At 63.8% G+C, this 26,614-nt stretch carries 22 protein-coding genes; 8 read left to right on the top strand and 14 right to left on the bottom strand.

Going from position 1 to position 26,614, the window contains the following annotated elements; translation table 11 throughout:
• Window position 1 precedes the first annotated feature (1 nt).
• Genes OX462_RS16710 through OX462_RS16720 form a run of 3 tightly spaced genes read right to left on the bottom strand, consistent with a single transcriptional unit; the run spans window position 2 to window position 3,474 of the window.
• Complete coding sequence (locus tag OX462_RS16710) at window positions 2-1,465, bottom strand: ATP-binding protein (RefSeq protein ID WP_409026581.1); 1,464 nt, start codon at window positions 1,463-1,465, stop codon at window positions 2-4.
• Window positions 1,458-2,171, bottom strand: coding sequence for a response regulator (locus tag OX462_RS16715; RefSeq protein ID WP_409026582.1), 714 nt, complete (start codon window positions 2,169-2,171; stop codon window positions 1,458-1,460). Before OX462_RS16715 ends, OX462_RS16710 begins: the two co-directional genes overlap by 8 nt.
• Complete coding sequence (locus OX462_RS16720; RefSeq protein ID WP_409026583.1) at window positions 2,146-3,474, bottom strand: ABC transporter substrate-binding protein; 1,329 nt, start codon at window positions 3,472-3,474, stop codon at window positions 2,146-2,148. The genes OX462_RS16715 and OX462_RS16720 overlap by 26 nt, the downstream gene beginning before the upstream one ends.
• A 355-nt stretch (window positions 3,475-3,829) precedes the next feature.
• On the opposite strand from OX462_RS16720, the gene OX462_RS16725 reads away from it, so the two are divergent.
• The 6 genes from OX462_RS16725 (at window position 3,830) to OX462_RS16750 (ending at window position 10,562) form a co-directional block, all read left to right on the top strand.
• Complete coding sequence (locus OX462_RS16725; protein WP_070290747.1) at window positions 3,830-5,092, top strand: ABC transporter substrate-binding protein; 1,263 nt, start codon at window positions 3,830-3,832, stop codon at window positions 5,090-5,092.
• 111 nt (window positions 5,093-5,203) lie between these two features.
• A complete protein-coding gene (locus OX462_RS16730) occupies window positions 5,204-6,118 on the top strand; it encodes a carbohydrate ABC transporter permease (RefSeq protein WP_409026584.1) in 915 nt (304 codons plus the stop codon).
• Between the two features lie 8 nt (window positions 6,119-6,126).
• Window positions 6,127-6,966 (top strand): carbohydrate ABC transporter permease, encoded by an 840-nt coding sequence (locus tag OX462_RS16735; RefSeq protein ID WP_070218105.1) that lies wholly within the window; start codon window positions 6,127-6,129, stop codon window positions 6,964-6,966.
• 10 nt (window positions 6,967-6,976) lie between these two features.
• Window positions 6,977-8,110, top strand: coding sequence for an ABC transporter ATP-binding protein (locus tag OX462_RS16740; protein WP_409026585.1), 1,134 nt, complete (start codon window positions 6,977-6,979; stop codon window positions 8,108-8,110).
• 94 nt (window positions 8,111-8,204) lie between these two features.
• Complete coding sequence (locus OX462_RS16745; RefSeq protein ID WP_409026586.1) at window positions 8,205-9,440, top strand: maltoporin; 1,236 nt, start codon at window positions 8,205-8,207, stop codon at window positions 9,438-9,440.
• A gap of 99 nt (window positions 9,441-9,539) precedes the next feature.
• Window positions 9,540-10,562 (top strand): ParB/Srx family N-terminal domain-containing protein, encoded by a 1,023-nt coding sequence (locus OX462_RS16750; protein WP_409026587.1) that lies wholly within the window; start codon window positions 9,540-9,542, stop codon window positions 10,560-10,562.
• 71 nt (window positions 10,563-10,633) lie between these two features.
• On the opposite strand, the gene OX462_RS16755 is transcribed toward OX462_RS16750, so the two are convergent.
• The 5 genes from OX462_RS16755 to OX462_RS16775 form a co-directional block, all read right to left on the bottom strand.
• Entirely contained in the window at window positions 10,634-11,743 is a 1,110-nt protein-coding gene (locus OX462_RS16755) for an ABC transporter ATP-binding protein (protein WP_409026588.1), read from the bottom strand.
• A 9-nt stretch (window positions 11,744-11,752) separates the two neighbouring features.
• Entirely contained in the window at window positions 11,753-12,622 is an 870-nt protein-coding gene (locus OX462_RS16760; RefSeq protein WP_070290751.1) for a carbohydrate ABC transporter permease, read from the bottom strand.
• A complete protein-coding gene (locus tag OX462_RS16765) occupies window positions 12,619-13,503 on the bottom strand; it encodes a carbohydrate ABC transporter permease (protein WP_034777935.1) in 885 nt (294 codons plus the stop codon). Before OX462_RS16765 ends, OX462_RS16760 begins: the two co-directional genes overlap by 4 nt.
• A gap of 114 nt (window positions 13,504-13,617) precedes the next feature.
• Window positions 13,618-14,871, bottom strand: coding sequence for an ABC transporter substrate-binding protein (locus OX462_RS16770; protein ID WP_035817882.1), 1,254 nt, complete (start codon window positions 14,869-14,871; stop codon window positions 13,618-13,620).
• Between the two features lie 243 nt (window positions 14,872-15,114).
• Window positions 15,115-16,401, bottom strand: a complete 1,287-nt coding sequence (locus OX462_RS16775) for a maltoporin (protein WP_083287142.1) — start codon at window positions 16,399-16,401, stop codon at window positions 15,115-15,117.
• Window positions 16,402-16,746: 345 nt separating this feature from the next.
• On the opposite strand from OX462_RS16775, the gene OX462_RS16780 reads away from it, so the two are divergent.
• The gene (locus OX462_RS16780) at window positions 16,747-18,660 is read left to right on the top strand and encodes a glucokinase (RefSeq protein ID WP_409026589.1); all 1,914 of its coding nucleotides are present in this window, start codon (window positions 16,747-16,749) and stop codon (window positions 18,658-18,660) included.
• Window positions 18,644-19,741: a LacI family DNA-binding transcriptional regulator gene (locus OX462_RS16785; protein ID WP_409026590.1), complete on the top strand. Its 1,098-nt coding sequence runs from the start codon at window positions 18,644-18,646 to the stop codon at window positions 19,739-19,741. Before OX462_RS16780 ends, OX462_RS16785 begins: the two co-directional genes overlap by 17 nt.
• Window positions 19,742-19,791: 50 nt before the next feature.
• On the opposite strand, the gene OX462_RS16790 is transcribed toward OX462_RS16785, so the two are convergent.
• From OX462_RS16790 to OX462_RS16815, 6 genes are all read right to left on the bottom strand, one after another.
• Complete coding sequence (locus OX462_RS16790) at window positions 19,792-21,432, bottom strand: diguanylate cyclase domain-containing protein (protein WP_409026591.1); 1,641 nt, start codon at window positions 21,430-21,432, stop codon at window positions 19,792-19,794.
• Window positions 21,433-21,825: 393 nt separating this feature from the next.
• Window positions 21,826-22,278, bottom strand: coding sequence for a hemerythrin domain-containing protein (locus OX462_RS16795; RefSeq protein ID WP_070222096.1), 453 nt, complete (start codon window positions 22,276-22,278; stop codon window positions 21,826-21,828).
• A 263-nt stretch (window positions 22,279-22,541) separates the two neighbouring features.
• Window positions 22,542-23,474, bottom strand: a complete 933-nt coding sequence (locus OX462_RS16800) for a carbohydrate kinase family protein (protein ID WP_070222017.1) — start codon at window positions 23,472-23,474, stop codon at window positions 22,542-22,544.
• The gene (locus tag OX462_RS16805) at window positions 23,471-24,685 is read right to left on the bottom strand and encodes an AGE family epimerase/isomerase (protein WP_070222019.1); all 1,215 of its coding nucleotides are present in this window, start codon (window positions 24,683-24,685) and stop codon (window positions 23,471-23,473) included. Before OX462_RS16805 ends, OX462_RS16800 begins: the two co-directional genes overlap by 4 nt.
• Window positions 24,686-24,753: 68 nt before the next feature.
• Window positions 24,754-25,755, bottom strand: a complete 1,002-nt coding sequence (locus OX462_RS16810) for a tetratricopeptide repeat protein (protein WP_409026592.1) — start codon at window positions 25,753-25,755, stop codon at window positions 24,754-24,756.
• Window positions 25,752-26,576: a tetratricopeptide repeat protein gene (locus OX462_RS16815; protein ID WP_409026593.1), complete on the bottom strand. Its 825-nt coding sequence runs from the start codon at window positions 26,574-26,576 to the stop codon at window positions 25,752-25,754. Before OX462_RS16815 ends, OX462_RS16810 begins: the two co-directional genes overlap by 4 nt.
• Between the last annotated feature and the right edge of the window lie 38 nt (window positions 26,577-26,614).

The following is a 26,614-nucleotide window of genomic DNA, read 5'->3' on the forward strand; positions in this document are numbered from 1 at the left end:
CTTACTGCGCCGGCAGGCGGATGGTCGCTTCCAGGCCGCCCTCGCGGTGGTTGGCCAGGCTCAGCTCGCCGCCGTGGGCCTGCACGATGCTGCGCGCAATACCGAGCCCCAGCCCCATGCCGTGCGCATTCTGCTCGCGGCCATGTTCCAGGCGTACATAGGGCTGGAACAGGCTGGCGAACGCCTCTTCGGCCACGCCGGGGCCGTCGTCGCGGATGCGGATGACGATGTGCTCGCCTTCGCGGCGCGCGGACAGGTGGGCCGTCTTGCCGTAAAACAAGGCATTGTCGAGCAAGTTGCCGATGGCGCGCTTGAGCGCCAGGGGCTTGGCCGTCACGCTCAGGCCCGTCTCCACGTAATGCACTTCGTGGCCGGCCAGTTGGGCGCCGCGCACCATGCGCTGCAGCAAGGCGTCGAGCCGCACCTCGGTGGCATTTTCATGGATGTCGCTATCCTTCACGCATTGCAGTGCCCCCTTGACCATCATGTCCAGCTCGTCGAGGTCGTCGTGGAATTCATTGCGCTGCACATCGTCGTCGAGCAGTTCCGTGCGCAGTTTCAAACGCGTGATGGGCGTGCGCAGGTCGTGCGAAATCGACACGAACAGGCGTTCGCGGTCTTCCAGATAACGCTGGATGCGCTCGCGCATGGCGCCAAAGGCGCGCGCCGTCTGCACGAACTCGCGGCTGCCCGTCTGCGGCAGGGGCGGCGGCGTCTCGCCGCGGCCAAACGCTTCGGCCGCATCCGACAGGGCCGCCAGCGGCCGCGTGGTCCAGCGCACGACGAGGATGGACAGCAGCAGCACGGCCGCCAACGACAGCGCCTGCAGCAGTACCCGGTCCAGGGTCCAAGGGTTGCTGCTTTGCAAGAAATACGGATTCGGCATCAGCGCCGCCAGGTACAGCCAGTTACCCGGTTCCAGCTCGGCCTGGATCACCAGCACGGGGGCCGGATTCGGTTTCAGCAGCAAGATATGCTGGACCCAGTTTTCCGGCAAGTCGCCGATGCGCGCGCCGCTGTCGGCCACCACCAGGTCGGCCGGCCAGGCGAAGCCCACGCGGTAACCGGCCAGCTGCGGCAAGTCGCTCTTCAGCGCCGCGCCCACGGTCGCCACCACCGTGTCGGCCAGCGCGTTGGGCGCGATTTCGCGGATGGCCAGCGGGCCCTGGTTGACGTTGACAAAGAAGCGCGTGCCGCCCATCTCGCGGAATTGCTGGATCAGGATGGGCCGGTAATTGGCCGGCAGGCTGAGAAAGAAGCGGATGGTGCTGCTGGCGCTGCGGGCCAGGTGCTGCGAAGCCATGCGCGCTTCCACGGCCGAGTCGCGGCGCAGCTGCGCGGCCCAGATCAGGTTACCCACCAGTTGCGTGGCCAGCACGCCCGCCACCATCACGACGGACAGGCGGCCCAGCAGCGATGGCGGCAGCAGGCGCTCGAGCAGGCGGCGCGCGCCCCGCTCAGGCATGCGCACTGCTGACGTCGGCCGAGAACACATAGCCGGCGCCGCGCACCGTCTTGATCAGCACGGGTTGCTTGCCATCATCCTTCAGGCGCAGCCGCAGCCGGCTCACCTGCACGTCGAGCGAGCGGTCGAGCGGCCCCGCATCGCGCCCCCGCGTCTGTTCGCACAGCACGCTGCGGTCGAGGATATCGCCCGGATGCTCGACAAAATAGCGCAGCAGCTGGAAATCGAGCCCCGTCAGCTGCAGCGCCTCGCCGTCCGCGTCCGTGACCGTGCGCTCCAGCGTATCGAGCGTAAAGCCCACGAAGCGGTAGTAGCGGGGCGGCGCCGCCGCGTCGATGCCCGTGCGGCGGTGGATGGCCTTGATGCGCGCCAGCAATTCACGCGGACTGTAGGGCTTGGCGATGTAGTCGTCGGCGCCCAGCTCCAGGCCCACCACCCGGTCCGTCTCGTCGGAGCTGGCCGTCAGCATGATGATGGGCACGTTCGAGCGGACGCGCACCACCTTGCACAGGGCAAAGCCGTCCGTGTCGGGCAGCATCACGTCGAGGATCACCAGCGACAGGCTGTCGACGTGGCGGTGGAATTCGGCCAGGAAGGTGGCGCCATCGTGCGCCAGGCTGACCTCATATTGATTCTTTTCTAAATATGCCTTCAACAGCATGCGGGTCTTTTGATCGTCGTCAACGACCAGGATTTTGCGTGACATGGTCTCGTCCTTTTTTATTCAGCGCCTGCAACATGCTGCCGATGCGGCGCTGGGCGTCGGCCGCGCTGATCGTCTCGTCCAGGAAATAGCGGTGCACCTCGGCGATAATGGCGTCCTTGCTGGTTTCATCGGTGGCCATGCGGTGCACGAGGCTGGGCGCCTGGAAGGCGGCGCCGCGCGCGAACGCCTGCGCCGAAGCGCGCCCACAGCTGTCCAGGCGCGACAGGTCGGCCTGGCGCAAGGCGGGAATCGAACCCTTTACCTGGCTGTACTCGAGCTGCACGGACGGCGAAGCGACCACCTGCGCCAGCTTTTCCTGCGCGCCCTGGTGCGTGTAATCCGAAGCGAACATGGCCAGCGTATCGATGCTGTACAGGTGATAATCGCCCGTGTCGGGCGCCGCAGCGCAGCCGAAGACCTCGTCCGTGGCGCGGCCCCAGGCGTTCAGCTCGCCCTTTGCCCAGTCGCCCATGATATACATGGCCGCCTCGCCATCACCGACCTGGCGCGCCATCTCGGGCCAGCTCTGTTCGCGCAGCGGCGCCGCCATCCATTGCTTGAGCGACCTCAAGCGCTGCAAGGCGTGCCGCAGGCGGGGGTCCGCATACGCCTCGGCTTTCTTGTCGACAAACAGGGCGCGGTAGTAGGCAGGTCCCGATTCGGCCAGCACCAGCGTCTCGAACAGGGTGGCCACTTGCCACGCCTCGCTGCTTTGCGCCAGCGGCGTGATGCCGGCCTGACGCAGCGTGGCGGCCACGCGCTCGAAGTCGCTCCAGCTGCGCGGCACGGCCAGGCCCAGGCGCTGGAAAATCTTGCGGTTGTAAAACAGCGTATTGATGCGGTGGATGCCGGCCGGCACGCCCATCGTATGGCCGCGGTTCTGCAGCAGGCCCCACACGGTCGGATACATGGTCGCGCGCCAGTTGTTGCTGGCGGCAACGCTGTCGAGCTGCAGCAGCAGGCCCAGGTCGCTCCACTCGCCCAGCGTGTAGCCGATCAGCTGCATGACTTCCGGCGAATTGCCGGCCAGCACGCGGCTCTTCAGCACCTTGCCCGCGCCGACGCCGGCGCCGCCCGCGATACCCGCATCGCGCCACTCGACGCCTTCCTGCGCCAGGCGCGCCACCAGCACGTCGGCCGCGCGGCGCTCGCCGGTCGAGGTCCACCAGTGCAGCACTTGCAGCGGCTCGGCCCGCACGGGCACGCCGGTCCACATCAGTGAGAGCAGTGCCAGTGCCGCCACGCCGCGACGGCGGGCGGCCCCGGCATGGCGGTCGGCGGTGCTGCGCGGTGGCGTCTTCAATGCTGTCCCCTTGTTCTTGTCGCGACAAACTATAGCCCAACTACAAAACAGCAGGTTGGTAATTTAGTCACCTGATTTGTAAAGAAACGTGAGCTTTTGTTGCGCCATCTTGCACGGCGTCCAGTCGGCCCCGCCCGCCCGACGCCCCGCACGGCGCGCCACGGCAGCGGCCGACGGTAAGGAAAGGTAAGCAAGCGCACCTGACCATTTCAATATTATCCTTTAAAATCAACAAGATAAGAAACGATCGCCAGCGCAATGCCGGGAGCTGGCGTCACATTTCCCCCGATGCTACTGTCCGCCAACTGCAGCGTATCAGGCAGCCAAACAAGACCAACACCAACAAGGAGACATCATGCGATTGCATGCACAAGGCGGCGTGGCCGCGCGCAACACATTGCTGGCCCTGCTGCTGGCCAGCGGCACGGCGCAAGCGGGCACGCTCACCATCGAAAGCTGGCGCGTGGACGACAAGACCCTGTGGGAAACGGTGCTCATCCCCGCCTTCCAGAAAAAGCATCCGGGCATCGAGATCAAGTTTTCGCCCACCGCCCCCACCGAATACGATTCCACGCTGAACGCGCGCCTGAGCGGCGGCACGGCCGGCGACTTGCTCGCTTGCCGCCCGTTCGACGTCTCGCTGGCCCTGTACAAACGGGGCCAGCTGGAAAAGCTCGACGGCAAGGCCGGCATGGAGAATTTTCCCGCCTCGGCCAAGGTGGCGTGGCAGACGGACGATGGCAAGGACACCTTCTGCATGCCGATCGCCTCCGTCATGCATGGTTTCCTGTACAACAAGAAAATCTTCCGCGAACTGAAACTGCAGCCGCCCGCCACGGAAGAGGAATTCTTCAAGGTGCTCGAAACGGTCAAGAAGAGCGGCAAGTATGCGCCGCTGGCGCTGGGCACGGCCGACCAGTGGGAAGCGAACCAGGTGGTGTTTACCAGCATCGGCGCCAATTACTGGAAGGGCGAGGATGGCCGCAAGGCGCTGATCGCGGGCAAGGCCAGGTTTACCGATCCGCAATTCGTCGCCGCCTGGGAATATGAAGCCCGGCTGGGCAGCTATCTGTCCAAGGGCGCCAGCGCGCAAACCTATGGCGACAGCCAGAACCAGTTCGCGCTGGGCAAGGCCGCCATCTATCCGTCCGGCTCCTGGGACATCGCCTACTTCAAGCAGGACCCGGAGCTGGAACTGGGCGCCTTCAACCCGCCCGTGCGCAAGGCCGGTGACAAGTGCTATATCTCCGACCACACGGACATCGGCATGAGCGTCAACAAAAAGTCGAAGAACAAGGAAGACGCCTACAAATTCCTCGCCTGGCTCGGTTCGCAGGAATTCGCCGACATCTACACCAACAAGGTGACGGGCTTCTTCTCGCTGTCCAACCACCTGATCTCCATCAAGGATCCGCTGGCCAAGCAGATGAACGGCTGGCGCGCCAGTTGCGCCTCGACCATCCGCCTGAACGCGCAAATCCTCAACCGGGGCGAACCGAGCATGGAAAACGAGCTGTGGAACGTCAACGCCCAAGTCCTGAACGGCAAGCTGGCGCCGAAGGACGCGGCGCGTCAGATCCAGGCCGGCTTTGCCAAGTGGTACAAGCCGCAGCAGTAATCCCCCCATCCTCCCCCCGCAACCGGCCTGAGCAATGCGATGCAGCGGCCCGGTGGCGCGGTTTTGCCGGCGGCCCCGCCGCCGGTGTTTTTATTCGTCTGGAGTTTCGCCGTGAAGAAAGCTTTCCCGTGGCACGTGGCCGTGTTCCTGGCGCCGGCGCTGATCATCTACTCGCTGTTCAGCGCCCTGCCCCTGGCCGATACCCTGCGCCTGGGCCTGTACACGACCGATGAGGGCGGCCGCCATCATTTTGCCGGTCTGGCCAATTACGCCACCATCCTGTTCGACCCGCAATGGTCGCAAAGTTTCTGGAATGCAATGTGGAACAACTGCAAGTTTTTTCTCATCCACATGCTGCTGCAAAATCCCATCGGCCTGCTGCTGGCCACCCTCTTCAGCCTCAAGGGGCTGAAGGGCGAGCGCAGCTACCGCACCCTGATCTTCCTGCCCACCTTATTGTCCGTGGTGATCATCGGCTTCATCTGGCAGCTGATCCTGTCGCCGCTGTGGGGCGTGGGCCAGTCGCTGATGGACGGCGTGGGCATCGGCAGCTATTTCGCGCCATGGCTGGGCCAGGAATCGACGGCCCTGCTGACCATCGCGCTCATTTCTGTTTGGCAATACATCGGCATTCCCATGATGCTGATCTATGCGGCCCTGCTGGCCGTGCCCGAGGAAATCATCGAGGCGGCCCACGCGGAAGGCGCCAGCGCCATGCGCATCTTCTGGCAAATCAAGCTGCCGCTGATCTGGCCCACCCTGGGACTGGTGACCATCCTGACGTTTGTCGCCAACTTCAACGCCTTCGACCTCGTGTACTCCGTGAAAGGCGCGCTGGCGGGGCCGAACTACGCCACCGACATCCTCGGCACCTTCTTCTACCGCACCTTCTTCGGTTACCAGGCCCAGCTGGGCAGCCCCACCATGGGCGCGGCCGTGGCCACCATGATGTTCCTCGTCATCCTCATGGGCGTGGGCGTGTATTTCTTTTTCGTGCAGCGCAAGCTGACACGCTACGAACTGTAAGGGCCGCCATGCGCAACGTTTCCACCCGCCCCCTGGGCCGCGCCGCCGTGCACGTGATCCTGGCCGGCTACACCCTGATCGCGCTGTTCCCCATCGTCTTGATCCTGATCAACTCAGTCAAGACGCGGGCCGCCATCTTCGACAATCCGCTGGCCCTGCCCACGCCCGCCACCTTTTCCCTCGTGGGCTTTCACAAGGTGCTGGCCAATTCGGACTTCCTGCTGTATTTCGGCAACAGCCTGTTCGTCACCCTGCTGTCGCTGCTGCTGATCGTGCTGTTCGGCGCCATGGCGGCCTGGGCACTGTCCGAATACACGTTCACGGGCAACCGCCTGCTGACCCTGTACCTGGCGCTGGGCATCATGATCCCCATCCGCCTGGGCACGGTGTCCATCCTGGAACTGGTGGTGCGGCTGGACCTGATCAATACCCTGACGGCGCTGGTACTCGTGTACACGGCGCAGGGCTTGCCGCTGGCCGTGATGATCCTGTCCGAATTCGTGCGCCAGGTGCCGCGCGAACTGAAGGATGCGGCGCGCTGCGACGGCGTGGGCGAATTCGCCATCTTCTTCCAGGTGATCCTGCCCCTGATCCGCCCCGCCATCGCCACGGTGGCCGTGTTCACCATGATTCCCGCCTGGAACGACCTGTGGTTCCCGCTGATCCTGGCGCCGTCGGACCGCACCAAGACCGTCACCCTGGGCGTACAGCAATTCATCGGGCAATACGTGACCGACTGGAACTCCGTGCTGGCGGCGCTGTCGCTGGCCGTCATTCCCGTGCTCGTCATGTACGTCATTTTCTCTCGTCAACTGATCCGCGGCCTGACGTCCGGCGCGGTCAAATAATAGGTGCACCATGGCCCATGTAAGCCTGCAACAACTGAGCAAATCCTACGACGGCCGCACGAACGTGCTGGCCGGCATCGACCTCGACATCCGCGACGGCGAATTCGTCGTGCTGGTGGGCCCTTCCGGCTGCGGCAAATCGACCTTGCTGCGCATGCTGTGCGGTCTGGAAAGCATTTCGCACGGCACCCTCTCCATCGGCGGCAAGGTCGTCAACGACCTGCCGCCCGCCGAGCGGGGCATCGCCATGGTCTTCCAGAGCTATGCGCTGTATCCGCACATGAGCGTATTCCGCAACATGGCGTTCGGCCTGAAGATCGCCGGCGCCGGCAAGGACGACATCGCCCGGCGCGTGCGCCACGCGGCCGCCATCCTGAAGATCGACCATCTGCTCGAGCGCCTGCCGCGCGAACTGTCGGGCGGCCAGCGCCAGAGGGTGGCCATCGGCCGCGCCATCGTGCGCGAGCCGCAGCTGTTCCTGTTCGACGAGCCGCTGTCGAACCTCGACGCGGCCCTGCGCGTGCAGACGCGGCTGGAAATCGCCAAGCTGCACCGCCAGCTGAACGCCACCATCGTGTATGTGACGCACGACCAGGTCGAGGCGATGACCCTGGGCGACAAGATCGTCGTCATGCATGGCGGCCATATCCAGCAGGCGGGCACACCGCTGGAGCTGTACCAGCAGCCGGCGAACCGCTTCGTGGCCGGCTTCATCGGCGCGCCCATGATGAATTTCTTCGAGGGCACAGTCATTGCGGCCGAGGAAGATGGCGTGCGCGTGGCCCTGGCCAGCGGCCAGGAAATCACGGCCCTCGTCGATCCGGCCGGCCTGCAGGCGGGCGACGCCGTCACGGCGGGCCTGCGGGCCGAACATATCCTGGAAAACGGCGGCGGCAGCGCCCGCTTCAAGGGCGTCGTCAGCCTGGTGGAACACCTGGGCGAAGCCAATTTCATCTACCTGAGCCTGGACAACGGCCAGGAACTGGTGATACGCGGCGACGGCAACAACCGCGTGCCGCTGGGCCAGCCATTCACGGTCTCGGCCGCCAGCAGCGCCTTCCATCTGTTCGACGCGCAGGGCGTGGCGCGCACGCGGCGCCAGCCCGGCAACCTGATTTCCTCGAAACAGAATCTGGCCGCCTGAGCCTTCCCGCCCAGGCGGCCGCCCCGACTGGATCGGCAGCGATCCGGTAGACGACGTGCCCAAGCACGCATTTTAATAACGACAAGGAGATTGTATGCAACACCCGATCAAGACCTCGCTGGCCCTCGCCTGCACCATGCTGCTGGCCTGCGGCGCCGCCCACGCCAGCGATGCCGAAGGCGAATACCACGGCTACTTCCGCGCCGGCCTCGGCTCGAGCACGGACAGCCGCGGCCCGCAAAGCTGCTACGGCCTGGGCGGCAACACCATGCGCTACCGGCTCGGCAACGAATGCGACACCTATGGCGAATTCGAATACCAGAAGGAAATGGCCAAGTCGCCCAACGGCGTCAGCTTCGTCGGCCATATCATGGTGGCAGCCTACACGCCCAGCTCCGCCGTCAGCGATTCGGACCTGAGCATGTCGAAGATGTACGTGGAAGCGAAAAACATACCCACGCTCAACGGCGGCACGGCCTGGATCGGCAAGCGCTACTACATGCGTCCCGACATCCACATGCTGGACTTGCAATACATCAATATGAACGGCACGGGCGGCGGCATCGACCAGTACAAGCTGGGACCGGGCCGCATCAGCTATGGCTTCTTCAAGGATAACGACAAGCCCGGCAACTCGGCCATCCGGCAAAACCTCGTCTACCAGGGCATCCCCGTCAACCAGGATGGCACGCTGGAAGTACTGACCACCCTCATCACGCCCGACAAGAAGGACAGCACCTCGCACAGCGGCTGGCAGGCCACCGTGCTGCACAAGCAGGATAAAGTGTGGGGCGGCGCCAACACCTTCGGCATCCAGTACGGCGTCGGGCCGGGCACGGGCGCCGGCGGCCAGTGCTGCGACCGCATGGGCACCACGGGCTCGATCCGCAACGGCAGCGACGTCACGCGCCTGCGCATCTTCAATTCGCTGTGGATACAGCCGACGCCCGAGTGGAGCGCGGAAATGGTGGCCATCGTGCAGCGCGACAAGTCCAACGTCTCGGGCGGCAGCTCGACCTGGACCACCGTGGGCATGCGCCCCGTGTATGCCGTCAACGACAACTTCAAGCTGCAGTTCGAGCTGGGCACGGACCGCGTGACCTCGCCCACGGGCGGCGCCGCCCAGCGCCTGACCAAGCTGACCTTCGCGCCCACCCTGACGGCGGGCAAGGGTTACTGGGCGCGCCCGGAGTTGCGCGCCTTCGTCACCTACGGCAAATGGAACGACGCCGCCACGGCCGCCGTCAACAAGGCCAACGAGTCCGGTCCCGTGTACGGCAACGCCACCAGCGGCACCTCGTTCGGCCTGCAAGTGGAGACGTGGTTTTAAGAAACTGGCTTGATCTGGCGCAGTGCATGCGCCTGTCGGACTGCGCGAAATCGCGTGCCGCGCTATGCTGCACGCCATACCGCTCACTTCGGAGGTCGCATGCACGCCGCACTTCCCCGGGCCGCCGCCGCGCTGGCCCTGTCTTTCGCCAGCATGGCCTGGTCCCGCGATGCCGCCGTCGCGCCCGCCCTCAGCGCGCGCCAGCAGGCGCTGATGTCCACCGTGGCGGGCAGCGCCGCCCATCCGCGCATCCTGCAGGTGCGCCTCGATGAATTGCATCCGACCCAGCCGGCCATCGGCTACGACCAGGTGTACTACAAGCTGGGGCGCTATGCGGCCGAAGAAAAGCACATCGCGGACATCGCCAAGCCCAGGAAATTCGCCGACCTGTGCGAAGCCAATGGCCAAGGCGACGTCTTGCCCAACACGGCCAACGTGGCCGGCGCCACCCTGGCCGCGCCGCCGGCCAGCTACCGCTGCAAGGCGGCCGTGGGCAGCCGCCCGGACGACATGAAGACCGTCGTCATCGGCCCGCGCGGCCTCGTGTACCTGACCGATGGCCACCACACGTTTTCCGCCTTCCGGGAAGCCGATGGCGGACGCAATCAGCAATTGCAGGTCTGGGTCAAGGTCAGCGACAATTTCAGCGCGCTGGACGACGCGGCGTTCTGGACCCGCATGCGCGCGGAAAACAAGGTGTGGCTGAAGAACGGCCGCAACCAGGCCATCACGCCGCGGCAGCTGCCGCCCGCCATCGGTCTCGCATCGCTGGGCGACGACCCGTACCGCTCGCTCGTCTACTTTACGCGCGGGATTGGCTACGAGCCGCCGGAGCACGCCACGGAATTTCTCGAGTTTTACTGGGCCGACTGGCTGCGCCGCATGCCGGCGCTGGATCTGGCGCGTGTCGACCTGCGCGATCCGGCCGCGTATGCCAATGCGATCCTGCTGGCCGCGCAGGCGATGGTGGCGCTGCGGCCCGGCGACAGCGTCAGCGGCGGCAAGAGCGCGCGCGAACTGGGCGCCCTGCGGGAAGTCAACCGCGAAGCGTTCGATGAGCTGATCGGCGACAAGGGCAAGCTGCGCCACGCCATCGCCTATAAAAAATCGCTGGCGCAATAAGCGCGGCGGCGTAAACGACAACGGCCCGCCTGTCATGCGACAAGCGGGCCGTTTTCTGTTGCAGGTGGCGCTTACGCGATGCGTTCGCCGTTGGCCGGGTCGAACAGGGCCGCTTTCGACAGGTTGAACGACAGCTGCATGGTCTGCCCCGGCAGCACGGCTTCGCGCGGGTGCGTGCGGCAAGTCACGGCGGCGCCGTTCAGGCGCGTCGTCAGCAAAGTATCGGGACCGGTCGGCTCGACGAGGTCGATCAGGCAACCGAGTTCCTGGCCCACGTCGCCGTGCGCGCTGCTCATGTCCGTGATCTGCTCCGGACGCACGCCCAGGATCACGTCGCGGCCCGCATAGCTGCGCAGCTTGTCGGCGGCGAACGGCAAGGCCAGGCGCATGCTCTTGCCCGCATTCTCGATGGCGGCAAACACGTCGTTGCCCTCGATGACAGGCTTGACGGTGATGAAGTTCATCGACGGCGAGCCGATGAAGCCGGCCACGAACAGATTCGCCGGATTGTCGTAGATTTCCTGCGGCGTGCCCAGTTGCTGCACCACCCCATCCTTCATGACGGCGATCAGGTCGCCCATCGTCATCGCCTCGATCTGGTCATGCGTGACGTAGACGATGGTGGCCTTCAGGCGCTGGTGCAGCAGCTTGATCTCGGCGCGCATTTCCACGCGCAGCTTGGCGTCCAGGTTCGACAGCGGTTCGTCGAACAGGAACAGCGAGGGCTTGCGCGAGATGGCGCGGCCCATGGCCACGCGTTGGCGCTGGCCGCCGGACAGCTGCGCCGGGCGGCGGTCCAGCAAGTGCGTGATCTGCAGCGTTTCGGCCACGCGCGAGACGATTTCTTCCTGCTCCGCCTTCGGCACCTTTTTCACGTTCAAGCCGAACGCGATGTTTTCGCGCACCGTCATCGACGGGTACAGCGCGTAGGACTGGAACACCATGGCGATGTCGCGGTCCTTCGGCGGCAAGTCGTTGACCACCTTGCCGTCGATGAGGATTTCGCCCGAGGTGACGCTTTCCAGGCCTGCCACCATGTTGAGCAGGGTCGACTTGCCGGAGCCGGAGCCGCCGACGAGGATCAGGAACTGGCCATCCTTGATCTCGATGTCGATGCCCTTGAGGACTTCGACGCCATTCGTGTACACCTTGCGGATGCTGCGTATCGATAAACTGGACATATTCTTTCCTTAACCTTTGACTGCGCCTGCGGTCAGACCGCGCACAAAATAACGGCCTGCGACCAGATAGACCAGCAGGGTCGGCAGCGCGGCAATCACCGCGGCGGCCATGTTGACGTTGTATTCCTTCACGCCCGTGGACGTGTTGACCAGGTTGTTCAAGCCCACCGTGATCGGCTGCGAATCGCCGCTGGCGAAGACGATGCCGAACAGGAAGTCGTTCCAGATCTGCGTGAATTGCCAGATGATGCAGACGACGAAAATCGGACCCGAAATCGGCAGCACGATCTTGCGGAAGATCAGGAAGAAGCCGGCGCCGTCGATGCGCGCCGCCTTGATCAGTTCTTCCGGCACGCCGATGTAATAGTTGCGGAAGAACAGGGTCGTGAAGGCCGTGCCGTACACCACGTGCACGAAAACGAGGCCGGTAGTCGTATTGGCCAGGCCGAATTCACCGAGCAAACGCGCCATCGGCAAGATCACCACCTGGAATGGAATGAAGCAGCCCACCAGCAAGGCGGCAAACAGGATTTCCGAACCACGGAAGCGCCAGTGCGCGAACACATAGCCGTTGAAGGCGCCCAGGAAGGTCGAGATCAGCACGGCGGGAATCACCATCTTGATCGAGTTCCAGAAGAACGGCTGCATGCCGTCGCAGGTGACGCCCGTGCAGGCCGACGACCAGGCCTTGGCCCAGGAATCGAACTGCCACACGTGCGGCAGTGCCAGCAGGTTGCCGCTGCGGATCTCGTCGAGCGACTTGAACGACGTCGACAGGGTCACGTACAGGGGCACGATGTAGTACACCGCGAACAAAATCAGCAGCAGGTATACCACCACCCGTCCGAGGGTGAGTCGATTATTGCGGGTAGGTGTCATCTCATCGCCTTTGCGCTGCGCGTTTCCAGGTACATCAGCGGCACGAGCACGGCCACGATGGTGGCCAGCATCATCATTGCCGATGCCGAGCCCAGGCCCAGCTGGCCGCGGGTGAAGGAAAACTGGTACATGAAGATGGCCGGCACGGACGACGAATTGCCAGGTCCGCCAGCCGTCAATGCGATGACCAGGTCGAAGCTCTTGATGGCGATATGTGCGAGGATCAGCAGCACGCTGAAGAACACGGGACGCATGGCGGGAATCACGATGCGCCAGTAGATCGTCGGCAAGGACGCGCCATCGACTTGCGCCGCCTTGATGATTTCGTCATCGATGCCGCGCAGGCCGGCCAGGAACAGGGCCATGACAAAGCCCGACGACTGCCATACGCCGGCGATCACCACCGTGTAGATGGCCATGTCGGAGTTCACCAGCCAGTCGAAGGTAAACGAGGTCCAGCCCCAGTCGTGCATGACCTTTTCCAGGCCCAGGCTGGGATTGAGCATCCATTTCCAGGCCGTGCCGGTGACGATGAAGGACAGCGCCATCGGATACAGATAGATGGCGCGCAGCGCGCCTTCGGCGCGGATTTTCTGGTCCAGCAGGATGGCCAGGAACAGGCCGATGGCGATGCTGCAACCGATGAACAGGACACCGAAGATGCCGAGGTTCTTGAGCGAGGTCCACCAGCGCTCGTTGTCGAACAGCTCGTAATATTGCACCAGGCCGGCGAACTCGTAGTTCGGCATCAGCCGCGATTCGGTCAGCGACAGCCAACCGGTCAAAAAGATAAAACCATAGACGAATACCAAGCTGGCGATGAGCGTGGGGCCCAGCACCATCTGCGGTATCCATCGGTCGAATTGCTTGCGTATGGACATAGGACAGCCGTAGAAGTAGAACTGCGTGTGGCGCCGGCCTGGCCGAAGCCAGGGCGGACGCCTGCGATGCATGCGATGCAGCGGGCGCCGGCGAGAGTGCCGGCGCCGTCGTGATTACTTCACTTTTGCCGCTTTGGCCAGCGCTGCGACCGCGTCTTTCGAGCTCATGTTGGTGTTCATGAACTTGGCGATGACGTCGGTCACGGCGCCTTGCGTGGCCGATGGCAGCGCCATGCCGTGGGCGAACGATGGCACCAGGCCGCCGGTCTTGTTGGTGGCGTCCATGTCTTCCATCGATTTCAGGGCGCAAGCGTCAAACTTGTCCTTCGATACGCCGGAACGCACGGGGATGGAGCCCTTGTTCAAGTTGAAGATCGACTGGAACTTCGGATTCATGATGGCGTTGGCCAGGGCGATCTGCCCTTTCTTCGCATTCGCATCCTTTTGCGTGAACATGGCAAACGAATCGATGTTGAAGGTGTAAGCCTTGTCCGTGCCAGGCGCTGCCACGCACAGGTAGTCCTTGCCCGGCACCTTGCCGGCGGCCGTGAACTCGCCCTTGGCCCAGTCGCCCATGAACTGGAAGCCGGCCTTGTTGTTGATGACCATGGCGGTCGCCAGGTTCCAGTCGCGGCCAGCCGCATCCTTGTCGATGTAGGTCTTCACCTTGCCCAGGGTGTCGAACACCTTGAGCATGGTCGGACCGGTCAATTCCTTCTGGTCCAGCTTGAGGATGGCTTTCTTGTAGAACTCCGTGCCGCCCACGCCCAGCGCGACCGATTCAAACACGGTGGCGTCCTGCCAAGGCTGGCCGCCGTGGGCGATCGCGATGCCGCCCGATTTCTTGATTTTCTCGGCCGCGTCGAAGAACGCATCCCAGGTGGTCGGGGTGGTGGCCACGCCGGCTTTTTTCAGCACTTCCGGATTGACCCACATCCAGTTGACGCGGTGGACGTTGACGGGAGCGGCAACATAGTGGCCCTTGTATTTCATGATGTCGGCGACGACTTTCGGCAGCACGGCATCCCATTTGCCTGGAATGGCGGCATCATCGATATTGGCCAGCACGCCTTCGGCGCCCCATTCCTGGATCGACGGGCCCTTGATCTGGGCAGCCGTCGGCGGGTTGCCGGAAATGACGCGGGTTTTCAGCGCGGTCGCGGCGTTTTCGCCAGCGCCGCCAGCCACGGCGAAATCTTTCCAGCCGAAGCCGCTTTCCTTCACGATTTGCTGCAACTGGCCCACGGACTTCGCTTCGCCGCCGGAGGTCCAGTAGTGCAACACTTCCACGTCGGTCGCAAAGGCGCTGCCGGCAAATGCCAGGGTGGTCAATGCGGCCAGTTGGGTAATCTTGAATTTCAGTTTCATCTCCACATTCCTTTTTTGATCAAGCTTTTAGGGGGCTTCGGCATACGGGGCCGAAAAAGGTGAAATCTGCGCCTGTACCGGCGCTCTTGTGCTCAGACCCGCTTGCAAACGGGCATCATCTTGGTGTAAAGACGGCGCCGCGATCCATGACATGACTACATTGCATTTATATCACGGGACGGCGCCAAAAACGCATCCGCGAAGGATGCGCCAGGTTGATCGAGACTGACAACGCCTGCAAACTTAGAACCAGGTTTCCACCTGGAAACCGTAGGAAGTACCGCTGGTATTGTTGTTGTAGATCGGGCCGCCGTTGTTCGACGCATTGACCGAGGCGGTGGCCGCATCGTTCCATTTGCCGTAGGTCACGAAAGCGCGCAACTCGGGACGCGACCACAGGCCGGGACCGGCCGAGATCGTCGGGGCGATGGTCAGCTTGGTCAAGCGCTTGGCCGGCAGGCCGCCCGCTTGCGTCACGCGGTCCGTGCCCAGTTCGCCCACCAGCTTGAAGTTGTTGGTGAACGCGTACACGGGACGCACGCCGACCGAGGTCCAGGTCGAGGAACCGTTGGCGTTCGATTCGTCTTTTTGCCACAGGGCCACGAATTCCATGCCGAAGTTGGCCATCGGCTGGATTGCCATGTCATTGAAGATGCGCGTGCGTTTCACGTCCGAACCGAAATTGGTGTCGCCCGACGCGCCGAACTGCGCGCCCTTGCCGGTGCCAGGACCGACGCCGTACTGCACGCCGAAGGTATTGCCGCCGCCGAACACTTTCGCCTGGCGGTGGAAGGCCGACAATTGCCAGCCATTGTGCTTCTGGCCGTAAGCGTCGTTGTCCTTGCCTTCGCCGATGATGTAGGTCGCGGCCAGGTCCAGGGTGCCGTTTTCATTGACGGGAATCTCGCCGTAGATGAAGTTCTGGCGCACGGCCGATTTGGTGCTGACGACGCCGGTCTTCGACACGGTGTTGATGTCGTTGTCCTTGAAGAAGGCGTACGAGAATTTGCCGGGGCCCGCAGGAATGCGGTCCAGGCCGGCGCCCGTGCCGTTCATGTTGATGTACTGCAAGTCCAGCATGTGGATGTCAGGACGGTAGTAGAAGCGCTTGCCGATCCAGGCCGTGCCGCCGTTCAGGAAATCGAGTCCCTGTGCTTCAACATAGGCCTTGACGATGCCCAGTTTGTTGTCGCCGAAATCGGAATTTGGCGCGTAGGCGTTGACCCAGATGGTGGCCAGGTAGTTCACGCCGCCGGACTGGGCGACGGACTTGGTGTAGCCGAATTCCGTGTAGGCGTCGCACTCATTGCCCAGACGGTATTTCATGGTATTGCCGCCCAGACCGAAGCAGCCTTGCGAACCGCCGCCGCCCGAGGTATTGCTGCCGGCGCCGGCGCGCAGGTAGCCATGGAAGCCTTCGGAATCGGATGGGTACATAGGGTCGGCGGCAGCGGAACCGCTGGCGATGGCCAAGACGATGGCAGCTGGCAGTGTCTTCAACACGGCCTTCAACATGTTGCGATGCAGCATGGTAAGTCTCCTCAGTAGTTATTTTTTATCTAGTCATTCGTGGCCGAATGTACTGGCCAGAATTCTTTCCAGCAGGGACATAGTAACTATACTACGAACAAATATCAACATATTATGTTGTAATCCTACGACTACTCTGCGACACTTTATTTGCGTACCGACAGGCGAGTTGACTGGCCTGTTTTTCCCGCTGGCGCCACCCCATCTGGCACGGTGGACAGGCATTTGCGCAGGCATCCCGCATTTTTCGGCACGCGGCACGTATACGAATTAAAATCCTTGGTTTTTGCCCATAACGACAGTGCGCGGCCACGACCACGCACGCAGACGAGACAAAGCACCGCCATGAAAATTGATGAAAAAATGGAAGTAGCAGGCAGCGATCCAGCGGAGCGTTTCAGTGAAGGCCCGCGCCTGCTGGCAGACATCGGCGGCACCAATGCCCGCTTCGTGCTGGAAACGCGCCAGGGCCACCTGGAAGCGGTCGCCGTGCTGCCCTGCGACGACTACGCGTCGCTGCTCGACGCCATCACCGCATATATGGATAGCAGCGAGGCGCGCGCCGCCGGTTCGGCACGCGTGCGCCATGCGGCCATCGCCATCGCCAATCCCATCGACGACGACAATATCCGCATGATGAACCATCACTGGTTCTTCTCGATCGAGGCGATGCGCGCCGCACTGGGCCTCGACACCTTGCTGGTGGTGAACGACTTCACGGCGCTGGCCATGGCCCTGCCCTATCTGCGGCCCGACCAGCGCCAGCAGATCGGCGGCGGCATGGCGCGCGCCGACAGCGTCATCGGTTTGCTTGGTTCGGGCACGGGCCTGGGCGTGTCGGGCATGATCCCCGCGGAAGACCGCTGGATCGCGCTGGGCAGCGAAGGCGGCCACGTCAGCTTCGCCCCCTGCGACCAGCGCGAGATGGACGTGCTGTCCTTCGCCTGGCGCGAACTGTCGCACGTCTCGGCCGAGCGCCTCGCCTCCGGGCGCGGGCTGGAACTGATCTACCGCGCCCTGTCCGACCGGGCTGGCCGGCATGACGTCCCGCCGCTGCTGGCGGCCGACATCACCAGCCGCGCCCTGAACAATGAATGCGACGTGTGCCTGGAAGCGGTCGACTGCTTCTGCGCCATCCTCGGCTCCATCGCCGGCAACGTGGCCATGACCCTGGGCGCCCTGGGCGGCATCTATATAGGCGGGGGCATCGTGCCGCGCCTGGGGCCTTTGTTCGAACGGTCGCAGTTCCGCGCCCGCTTCGAGCAAAAGGGCCGCCTGAACGAATACCTGGCGCAGATCCCCACGTTTCTGATCACGGCCGAACTGCCTACTTTTCTGGGCATCGCCGCCATCCTGGCGCAAAAGCTCAAGCGCGCCCATACCGGCGCGCCCGTGCTCGAATCCGTGCGCCAGGCGCGCGGGCGCATGAGCCCATCGGAATGCAAGGTGGCCGACTGGGTATTGAAAGAGCCGAACGCCATGCTGACCCTGCCGATCGCCGAAATCGCCCAGCGGGTCGGCGTGAGCCAGCCGACCGTGATGCGCTTTTGCCGCTCGATCGGCGTGCAGGGCCTGGCCGATTTCAAATTAAAACTCGCTTCCGGCCTGACGGGCGGCGCCATCACGGTGGCGCACTGCCACGTGGAGATTTCGGACTCCGACGCGGAACTGGCGCGCAAGGTGCTGGGCAATAATGCCTCGGCCGCGCTGGCCATGCGCGACATGCTCGACGTGAAGGCGCTGACGGCGGCCATCGAACTGCTGCGCGGCGCGCTGCGCGTTGAATTGCTGGCCGTGGGCAGCGCCCGCGTGGTGGCCGACGACATGCAGCACAAGCTGCTCAACCTGGGCATCGTCAGCAGCTTCTTTGCCGACCCGCAGGCGCAGGAAATGAGCGCCGCCATGCTGAAACCGGGCGACGTGGCGCTGGTCATTTCCCGTTCGGGCGCCCTGCCCGACCTGCTGCGCACCGTCAAGGTGGCGCAGGGCTGCGGCGCCCGCGTGCTGGCGATCACGGCCAGCGGTTCGCCATTGGCCAAGCTGGCCGACGTGCTGCTGACCCTGAACCACCCGGAAGGCAACCTCAATTTCGTGCCCATGATCGTGCGCCTGCTGCAGCTGATGATGCTCGATATCCTGTCGGTGGGACTGGCGCGGCGCGACACGGCGCAGCGCACCAGCGCCGCCCAGCTGGAAGAGGGTCAATTGCACGGCATGCGCATCAGCGGCAAGCTGAAATTCGGTGGCCACCTCGAATAAGGCGGCGCATGCCGCCCACGCCGCCGCCGACACGGCCAGCGGCGCCACCGTGCACGACGTGGCGCGCCTGGCCGGCGTCTCGGCCATGACGGTATCGCGCGTCATCAACGGGCGCGCCAGCGTCAGCGCGGCCACGCGCGACAAGGTCGAGGCGGCCATCGCCAGCCTGCGTTACCAGCCCAACCTGGCGGCCCGTGCCGCCCGCACGGGCACCCTGCGCATCGGCTTGCTATACAGCAACCCCAGCGCGGCCTTCCTCAGTGAATTTCTCGTCGGCGCCATGGACCAGTGCCGCCAGGGCGGCGGCCAGCTGCTGCTCGAACGCTGCGAAGACCTCGATAGCCAGCGCGCCGGCATCGATTGCCTGGTGGCGGCCGGCGTGGATGGCATCCTCGTGCCGCCACCCCTGTGCGATTCACCGGAAGTGCTGGCGCAGCTCAATACCATGGGCATCCCCGCCATCGCCGTGGCCACGGCGCGCCCCTCGCCCGGCGTCTCGGCCGTGCGCATCGACGACTACGAGGGCGCGCTGGCCATGACGCGCCATTTGATCTCACTGGGCCACCGCGACATCGGCTTCATCGAAGGCGACCCGGCGCACACGCCCGCCCTGCTGCGCCGCCAGGCCTTCGAGGACGCCATGCGGGAAGCGGGCTTGCCAGTGCCGCCGCACAGGGTGGCGCAAGGCTATTTTACCTACCGTTCGGGGCTCGACGCGGCGCGCCGGCTGCTGGCGCACGAACCGCACCCCAGCGCCATCTTCGCCAGCAATGACGACATGGCCGCCGCCACCCTGGCCGTGGCGCACGGCATGGGCTTGCAGGTGCCGGCGCAATTGAGCGTGTGCGGCTTCGACGACACGCCCGTCGCCAGCACCGTCTGGCCCGAGCTGACCACCATCCACCAGCCCATCGCCGACATGGCGCGCGCCGCCGTCAAGCTCGTCATCGACGAGATACGCCAGCGCCGCGCCGGGGAGACGGCGCCCGCCACGCATCACTTGATGGAATTTACCCTGGTAGAGCGCGCATCGTCGGGCAGCTATGCGCCGCCGACGGCACAGGGCCAGCGCAGGCCTTGACGCTGCCGGAACAGGCGATGCCACCACCCGCCATTCCGGCGCACCCGGCCCTACAACGTCTCGGTCAAGGCGGGGCTGCCGATGGAAGTGACGGCATAACCGTTGCGGCCAGCGCTTTTTGCCTTGTAGAGCGCCGTATCGGCCGCCGTCAAGAATGCCCCCGCCGTCGTATCGCCGCGGGTGCAGAACGCCAAGCCGACACTGGTGGTGACATGCAGACCGATACCGCCGCAATCAAAGTGCACGGCCATCCCTTGCACGATTTTCTTGCCCAGTACCGCGAGCTCGGACTGCTCCGTCAGTTGTTCAAAAATAATGACAAACTCGTCGCCGGCAAGGCGGGCCACCGTGTCGGAGGCCCGGACGCAAGCTTTGAGCCGTTTGGCAAATTCAATCAATACCAGATCGCCGATACCATGCCCATATGTGTCATTTATTTTTTTGAAATAGTCGATATCCAGATACGCCAGCGCCAGGCCCGTGCCAGCGCGCCGCGCACGCGTCAATGCCGCGGCCAGCGCCTCGTCAAACATGCGCCTGTTGTGCAGGCCCGTCAGCATGTCAGTACGCGCCAGAGCGGCGAGGTTGTTTTCCGCCGCTTCCCTCTGCAGCGACAGCGCATAGAATGCACGGCTCAGCTTTCCAAACTCGTCTTTACGGGCGATATCAAACACCGCAATATCGGCATTGCCTGAGCGTATGCTCGCCACATGCCGGCCCAGATCGCCCAAAGGACGCAAGAGCAGCATTACCGCGATCCAGCCGGCACAACTGGCCAGAAAGGCCACGCCTGACGAAGCAATGATGACTTTGGCATACATATCGGTGACCGGCGTGAATGCCTCGCTTTCAGGATAGACGGCGCCGATGATCCAATCTGCCGCGCGCAAATGCTTGTACGTCATAATTGCCTGCACGCCCAGCTTGGTTTTACCTTGCGTCCAACCGTCGAATCCCCGCAATGCGGCCAAGGTGGAAGGGGTTGCGCCGCCCGTTTCATCATGCACCCGCTTCAGGACGCGCGCCGGGTCCGGATGGTGGAGTATCGTGCCGTCGTCGGTCAACATGAACAGATAACCGCTCTTGCCCGGCTTGAGCTGCTCCCACTGGCCAAAAAATGTCGGGCTTTGCAAATTCAGACCGCCAGCGATTACATACAGCAATTTGCCGGCTTTGTCATAGATCGGTTCGGTTACCAGCACAACGGGCTTGCCCGACAGCTGGCTCTTGAATGGACGCGATATCACGCCTTCCCTGAGCTTCACGGTATCGATAAAATATTCGCGCGCAGCGAAATTGAGCTTGCCAGCCACGCGCCGGTCATTCATGCTGGCAATCAGTTTCCCGGTAGCATCAAAGGCGACGAGATTGAAAAATTCCTCGCGCAGGGTTGGATGATTTTCTATAAATGCCTGCATCCGCTGCGGATGTTCATACACATCCGCAGGCAGCCCTTCCGCCAGCACCTTGAGCAGCGCTTTCTTGGCATTCAAGTCTTCGTCGATATATGCCGCGGCACTGGTCAGCAAGGCATATTGCTGATTGCCGATAACGGATACCATCTGCCCTTGCGCGACAGACAGCGATGTGAGCGCAACAGAACCCGTTGCGCACAGCACCAGTACGCCCACGAGCACAGTCATCTTGAATTTGAAGCTCCGGGGATTGAAAAACTTCCAGATCATATGCATGCGGACTTCCTTCTCAGCGCCCGTGCTCTGTAAAGCGCACGGACCCGGCCAAGTGGCGCCATGCATGGCAATGGGAAGCACGGCATATCGGTCAGCGCATGACTTCGAACCTATCCCCGGATGAATACACTCCCAGAACAGGCTCTTGACATGGCAAGAGAGCAAATCTTACGCCTATTCTCGCAAAAAGGGCGCCCTGGCGCCGCTGAATAGACACGCCATCCCCACATCATCGCCATATCGTACGCTCCAGCAACGATTCCACCACTTGCACCGCTGGCGGCGAACCGCCTGCCGCCAGCAGGCGCCCGCCACGCATCCTCTGATGGCGCTTACCTTGATGTAACGGGCGTCGACAGGGCCAGCGCGCTAGTCAGACGCGGCCAGGCAGGCTCAGGGCTGCATCCCGGGCACTTGCATTTCCGCCTTGCGCGCTGCGATCTGGCCGCCCATGGCCAGCAGATCGAGCTGCGCCTCGCGCGCGCGCGGAAAAATCTCGCCCTCCTCTTCCTGTACGTGCTGCTCGATCTGCCTGGACAAGACCTTGACCTTGGCGTCGTACAAGTCTTCGCCGGGCGCCATGGCGACGATTTGCGCGATCAATTCCTTGGCCGAGGCGTGCTCGACGATGGCTTCGTCGATCAAGTCTTCGTTCAGGCGGCTGGCGTCGCGCACGGCCGGATAAAAGATTTCCTCTTCCGCCATCGCATGCTTGCTCAATTCCTCGCAGATTTTCAGCGCCAGCTTGCGTTTGCTGGCGAGCGACCTGTCGCTGAGCCCCTCGTACTGTTCGAACAAGTCCTTCACCGTCTGATGATCTTGCGTCAGCAGTTCGATCGCATCCATGTCTTGCATACCGGCATTTTGCTGGGAAACGGACGCTGCCTGATGGGATTGGGTGGCCATGATGTTTTCTCCAGGTGTGCAATGAAGTCCCCATTCTAGACAGGGCCATGCGGCGTGCATGTAGGAGGATTGCCAACGTCAAGGTAGGCCTGGCGGGAAGGTCAACGCGTTTCGATGCAGATCAAGCTGACCATGATAAATTTTTGCATTGCGTAAAAAATATGCGTGGTGCGCCTGCCTGCCGGCGCACCGCGCCATACGACTTAACGCAGCTGCGTGCGCTGCGCCAGCGATTCCACCAGGTCCACCGAGGGCGGCGAGCCGCCGGCCGCCAGGCAGGCGCCTGCTCCGGCCGCGACGGCAAAGCGCAAGTGCTGGCCGCCGTCCGCATCGGGCCGGTACATCAGGCTGTACAGCAAGCCGCCGATGCTGGCGTCGCCCGCGCCCACCGAGTCGACCACCTCGATGGCGGGCGGGGCCGCCTGCCATGTCTGCTCGCCCAGGTACAGCGCCGCACCTTGCGCGCCACGCGTATACAAATACGTGGCGTGCGGATTCCAGCCGCGCAGCACGGCAAACGCGCCATCGATGTCGTCGTGGCGGAACAGGCCCGCCAGATCTTCATCGGACACCTTGATCACGTCGGCCAGCTCCGTCATGCGGCGCAGGGTGGCGTCGTAGCGCGCATCCATCATGATGCGGAAATTCGGGTCGTAGCTGATTTTCACGCCGGCCGCCTTGAGCTCCTGCGCCAGCGCCACCAGCTTGCCGGCCAGCGGTTCGCGCGCCAGGCTGATGCCGCCGAAATGCACCCATTGCGCGCCCTGCATCCAGCCGGCCGGCAGTTGCGCCGCGTCGAAATGCAGGTCGGCGCTGTCGTCGCCGATGAAGTAATACGTGGGTGGATGCAGTTCATGCACGATGGCCAGCAACGGCGACTTCGCGCGGCGCTGCAAGAAGCGCATGTCCAGGCCCGCCGCGTCGGTCGCTTGCGCCAGTGCGTCGCCGAAGACGTCGAGGCTGACGGCGCCCGCAAAGGCGCTGGGCACGCCCAGGCGCGCCATCACGCGCGCCACGTTCCAGGTCGAGCCGCCCACCTGGCTGCTCCAGGCGTCCGGGCCCGTGCGCAGCATGTCCGTCAGCGCTTCGCCGGCCGACACGAATTGTGGAAATTCACGCGGGAAGGCGGCGCTCATGCGGCACCTTTGAGCACGTTCAGCACTTCATAGCAGGCGCCCATGGTGTGGTAATCGGTCTTGCCGGCCGGGCTTTTCTCGTTGCTGATTTTCTGGTTCTCGGGCGTCAGGATGCGGTACCAGGCGCCGTGTTCGTGGTCGACGAAATGCTTCCAGCTGTAGTCCCATATCTTGTCGTAGCTTTGCCAGTAGGCGTCGTCGCCCGTGCGCGCGGCCAGCACGGCGGCGGCGGCGAAGCTTTCCGCCTGCACCCAGAAGTATTTGTCGCCGTCGCAGATTTCATCGTGCGGGCCGAAACCGTAGTGGATGCCGCCATGCGCGCCATCCCAGGCCTTCGCCAGCGCCGTGTCGTACAGTGCGCGCGCACGGGGCAGCAGCCACTCCGATGGTCCGGCCATGAACCGGCTGTGGCGCTCCATGATCAGCAGCAGCTTGGCCCATTCCGTGAAGTGGCCGGGCTGGTAGCCCCAGGGACGGAAGATATTGCTCTTGTCGTGCAGGTTGTAATCCCAGTCGATAGCCCAGTCGGGCGTGTAGTGTTCCCAGATCATGCCGTTGGCCAGGCCCGCCTGGCGCACCGTGATGTTGTGCGCCAGGGTTTCGGCGCGGTGCAGGTAGCGCGCCTCGCCCGTCGCCTCGAATGCGGCCAGCATGGCTTCGCACGCGTGCATGTTCGCGTTCTGGCCGCGGTAGCCGTCCAGGGTGGACCAGTCGGCGCTGGCCACGTCCGCATACAGGCCGTGTTCGGGCAGCCAGAAGCGCTGTTCCATCAATTCGAAGGTTTCGTCCAGGTAGGCGCGCGCTTCCGCCACGCCCGCTTGCAAAGCGTGGGCATAGGCGAGCAGCACGAAGGCCAGGCCGTAGCAGTGGTTGGCGCCGTCTTCCACCGTCTTGACGCCGTCTTTCCACGACAGTTGCCAGGCATAGCCGCCCGTGGCCGGGTCGCGGTGCACGTCGCGCAGGAAGGCCACGCCGTGGCGCAGCGCCGCCTGGTAATCGTCGCCGCCGAAGCGGCGGTGCGCCATGGCGTAATTGAAGATGAAGCGCGTGCTGCTGACCAGGTGCCGCGTGGCATGGTCGTAGACGGTGCCGTCGTCGAGGAAGAAGTGATAAAAGCCGCCGCTCGGGTCAAACGCGCGCGGGTGGTAGAAATGCATCGTGTGCTGGATGTGCTTTTCAAGCATGGCCCTGGAGCGAAAATCGGGATTCATGGGTCTCTCATGATATTGTTATCGATAACAATGATGATAGCATGCCGTTTCCGCCCCGTCTCGTCCACTTAAGGGGGCGTGGCTGACTTGCGCTTTTCACGCCACAGCGCCGCCTTGGCCGGGTCGGCCGCCTGTCCCAGCTCGCCCTTATCGTACACCTTGACCAGCCGTTCGATGGCTTCCGCGTCGCCCTGCTTCGCCGCCAGCAGGTACAACTCGAAGGGCTGGGGCGCCGGCCCTTGCCGGGTAGGGCCGCCGCGGCCCTGCTCCAGCAGCCGCGCGAAGCCCGTCTGGCCCGGGGGACTCTTGGCGATGGCCGCCATTTCATACCAGCCCAGCGCCGCCTCGTCACTCTGCGGCACGCCCTGCCCCACTTCATACGAGTAGGCCACATTGTTCAAGCCCGGCGGATCGAGCGCCTTGGCCGCCTGCATGTACCAGCCGAACGCTTCCTTGCGCTGCGTCTCGTCCTTGGCCGTCATCATCAGCCGGTAGCCGATTTCATTGTAGGCGGGAATAAAACCGTTTTCGGCATAGAACTTCAGCCAGTGCAGCGCGTGCGCCTGTTCTGCCGGACTGCTGTGGATGTTTTCAAAGTGCTGGGCCACCATGAAGTTGGCCAGTTCCACGCCTTGCGCGGCGCCCTTGCGCGACCAGTATTCGCCCAGCTTGCGGTCCGCCGCCATGCCCTGCCCCAGCGTATAGGCGACGCCCAGGAATGCCTGCGCCGGGCCATAGCCGCCCTCGGCCGATTTCCGCATCCACGCCAGGCCGGCGTCAACGTCACGCGGCGTGCCCTCGCCCTCGTGCAGCATCTGCGCCAGCTCCAGCTGGGCGGCCGAATCGCCCCCTTCGGCGGCGCGGCGCGTCTTGTCGTAGGCGGCGATTTTTTCCGGCGACAGGTCGGCCGGGCGGTTGACCACGGCCTGCACCTTCGCGCGCATGTCGTCGAGGCCGGATATATCGAATTCGGCCAGCGCCGGATGCTGGCGCGGTTCTTTGGAGGGCGCAGGCTGCGCCAGCACGGGCTGCGCCAGCGCCAGGGTCAATAACAATACGATGGTCTTCATTTCTTCTCGCTTTCCGCCAGCCTGGCGCGCCATTCGGCGGCGTCTTCGGCATTCGCCTGTTGTCCCAGTTCACCCTTCACGTACACGTCGAGCATGCGCCGCATGGCGGGCAGGTCGCCGCTCCATGCCGCCCGCTCGTACCAGGCCAGGGCCAGCTTGTCCGACTGTGCCACGCCCAGACCCAGCTCGTGCGCGCGGGCCAGGTTGCGCATGCCGGCCGGTTCCTTTTCACGCGCCGATCTGTCATACCAGCGGAAGGCCTCGCCGCGCTCCTGCTCATCGGCGGCTGCGCGCATCAGGTGCTCGCCCAACGCATTATAGGCAGGAATAAAGTGCTCTTCGAGCGCGGCCTTCTTCAACCAGATGATGGCCAGCGCCTGTTCTTCGGCAGGGCTGCTGCCATCGATGAATTCCAGCGCCAGCATGGTTTGCGCCAGCGCGTCGCCCTGCGCCACGCCCTTGCGCAGCCAGTATTCTCCCTGCACGCGGTCGATGGGCACCTTGCCGCCCACCGTGTAGGCCAGCCCCAAAGCTGCCTGCGCCGGCGCATAGCCGCCTTCGGCCGACTTGCGTATCCAGGCCATCGAGTGCGCCGTGTCTTGCGGCGCGCCGACGCCCAGCTGCAGCATGCGCGCCAGTTCCAGCTGCGCCTCCACGTCGCCCGTTTCGGCCACGCGGCGGGTTTCGGCAAATTCGGCGATGCTTTCCGGACTATGGCTGGCCGCATCGGCCCGCGCCTTGATGGCGATCAGCTGCAGATCGAGCAAGGTAGGCGAGGTTTGCGCCAGTACAGGCAGCGGCAATAGCAAAGGGAGCAGCAATAGTAATTTCCTGGTCATGCGGCGGTGTCGACAAGAAG

Origin of the sequence: Janthinobacterium aestuarii, assembly GCF_046113285.1 — a bacterium.
Lineage (GTDB): Bacteria > Pseudomonadota > Gammaproteobacteria > Burkholderiales > Burkholderiaceae_D > Janthinobacterium.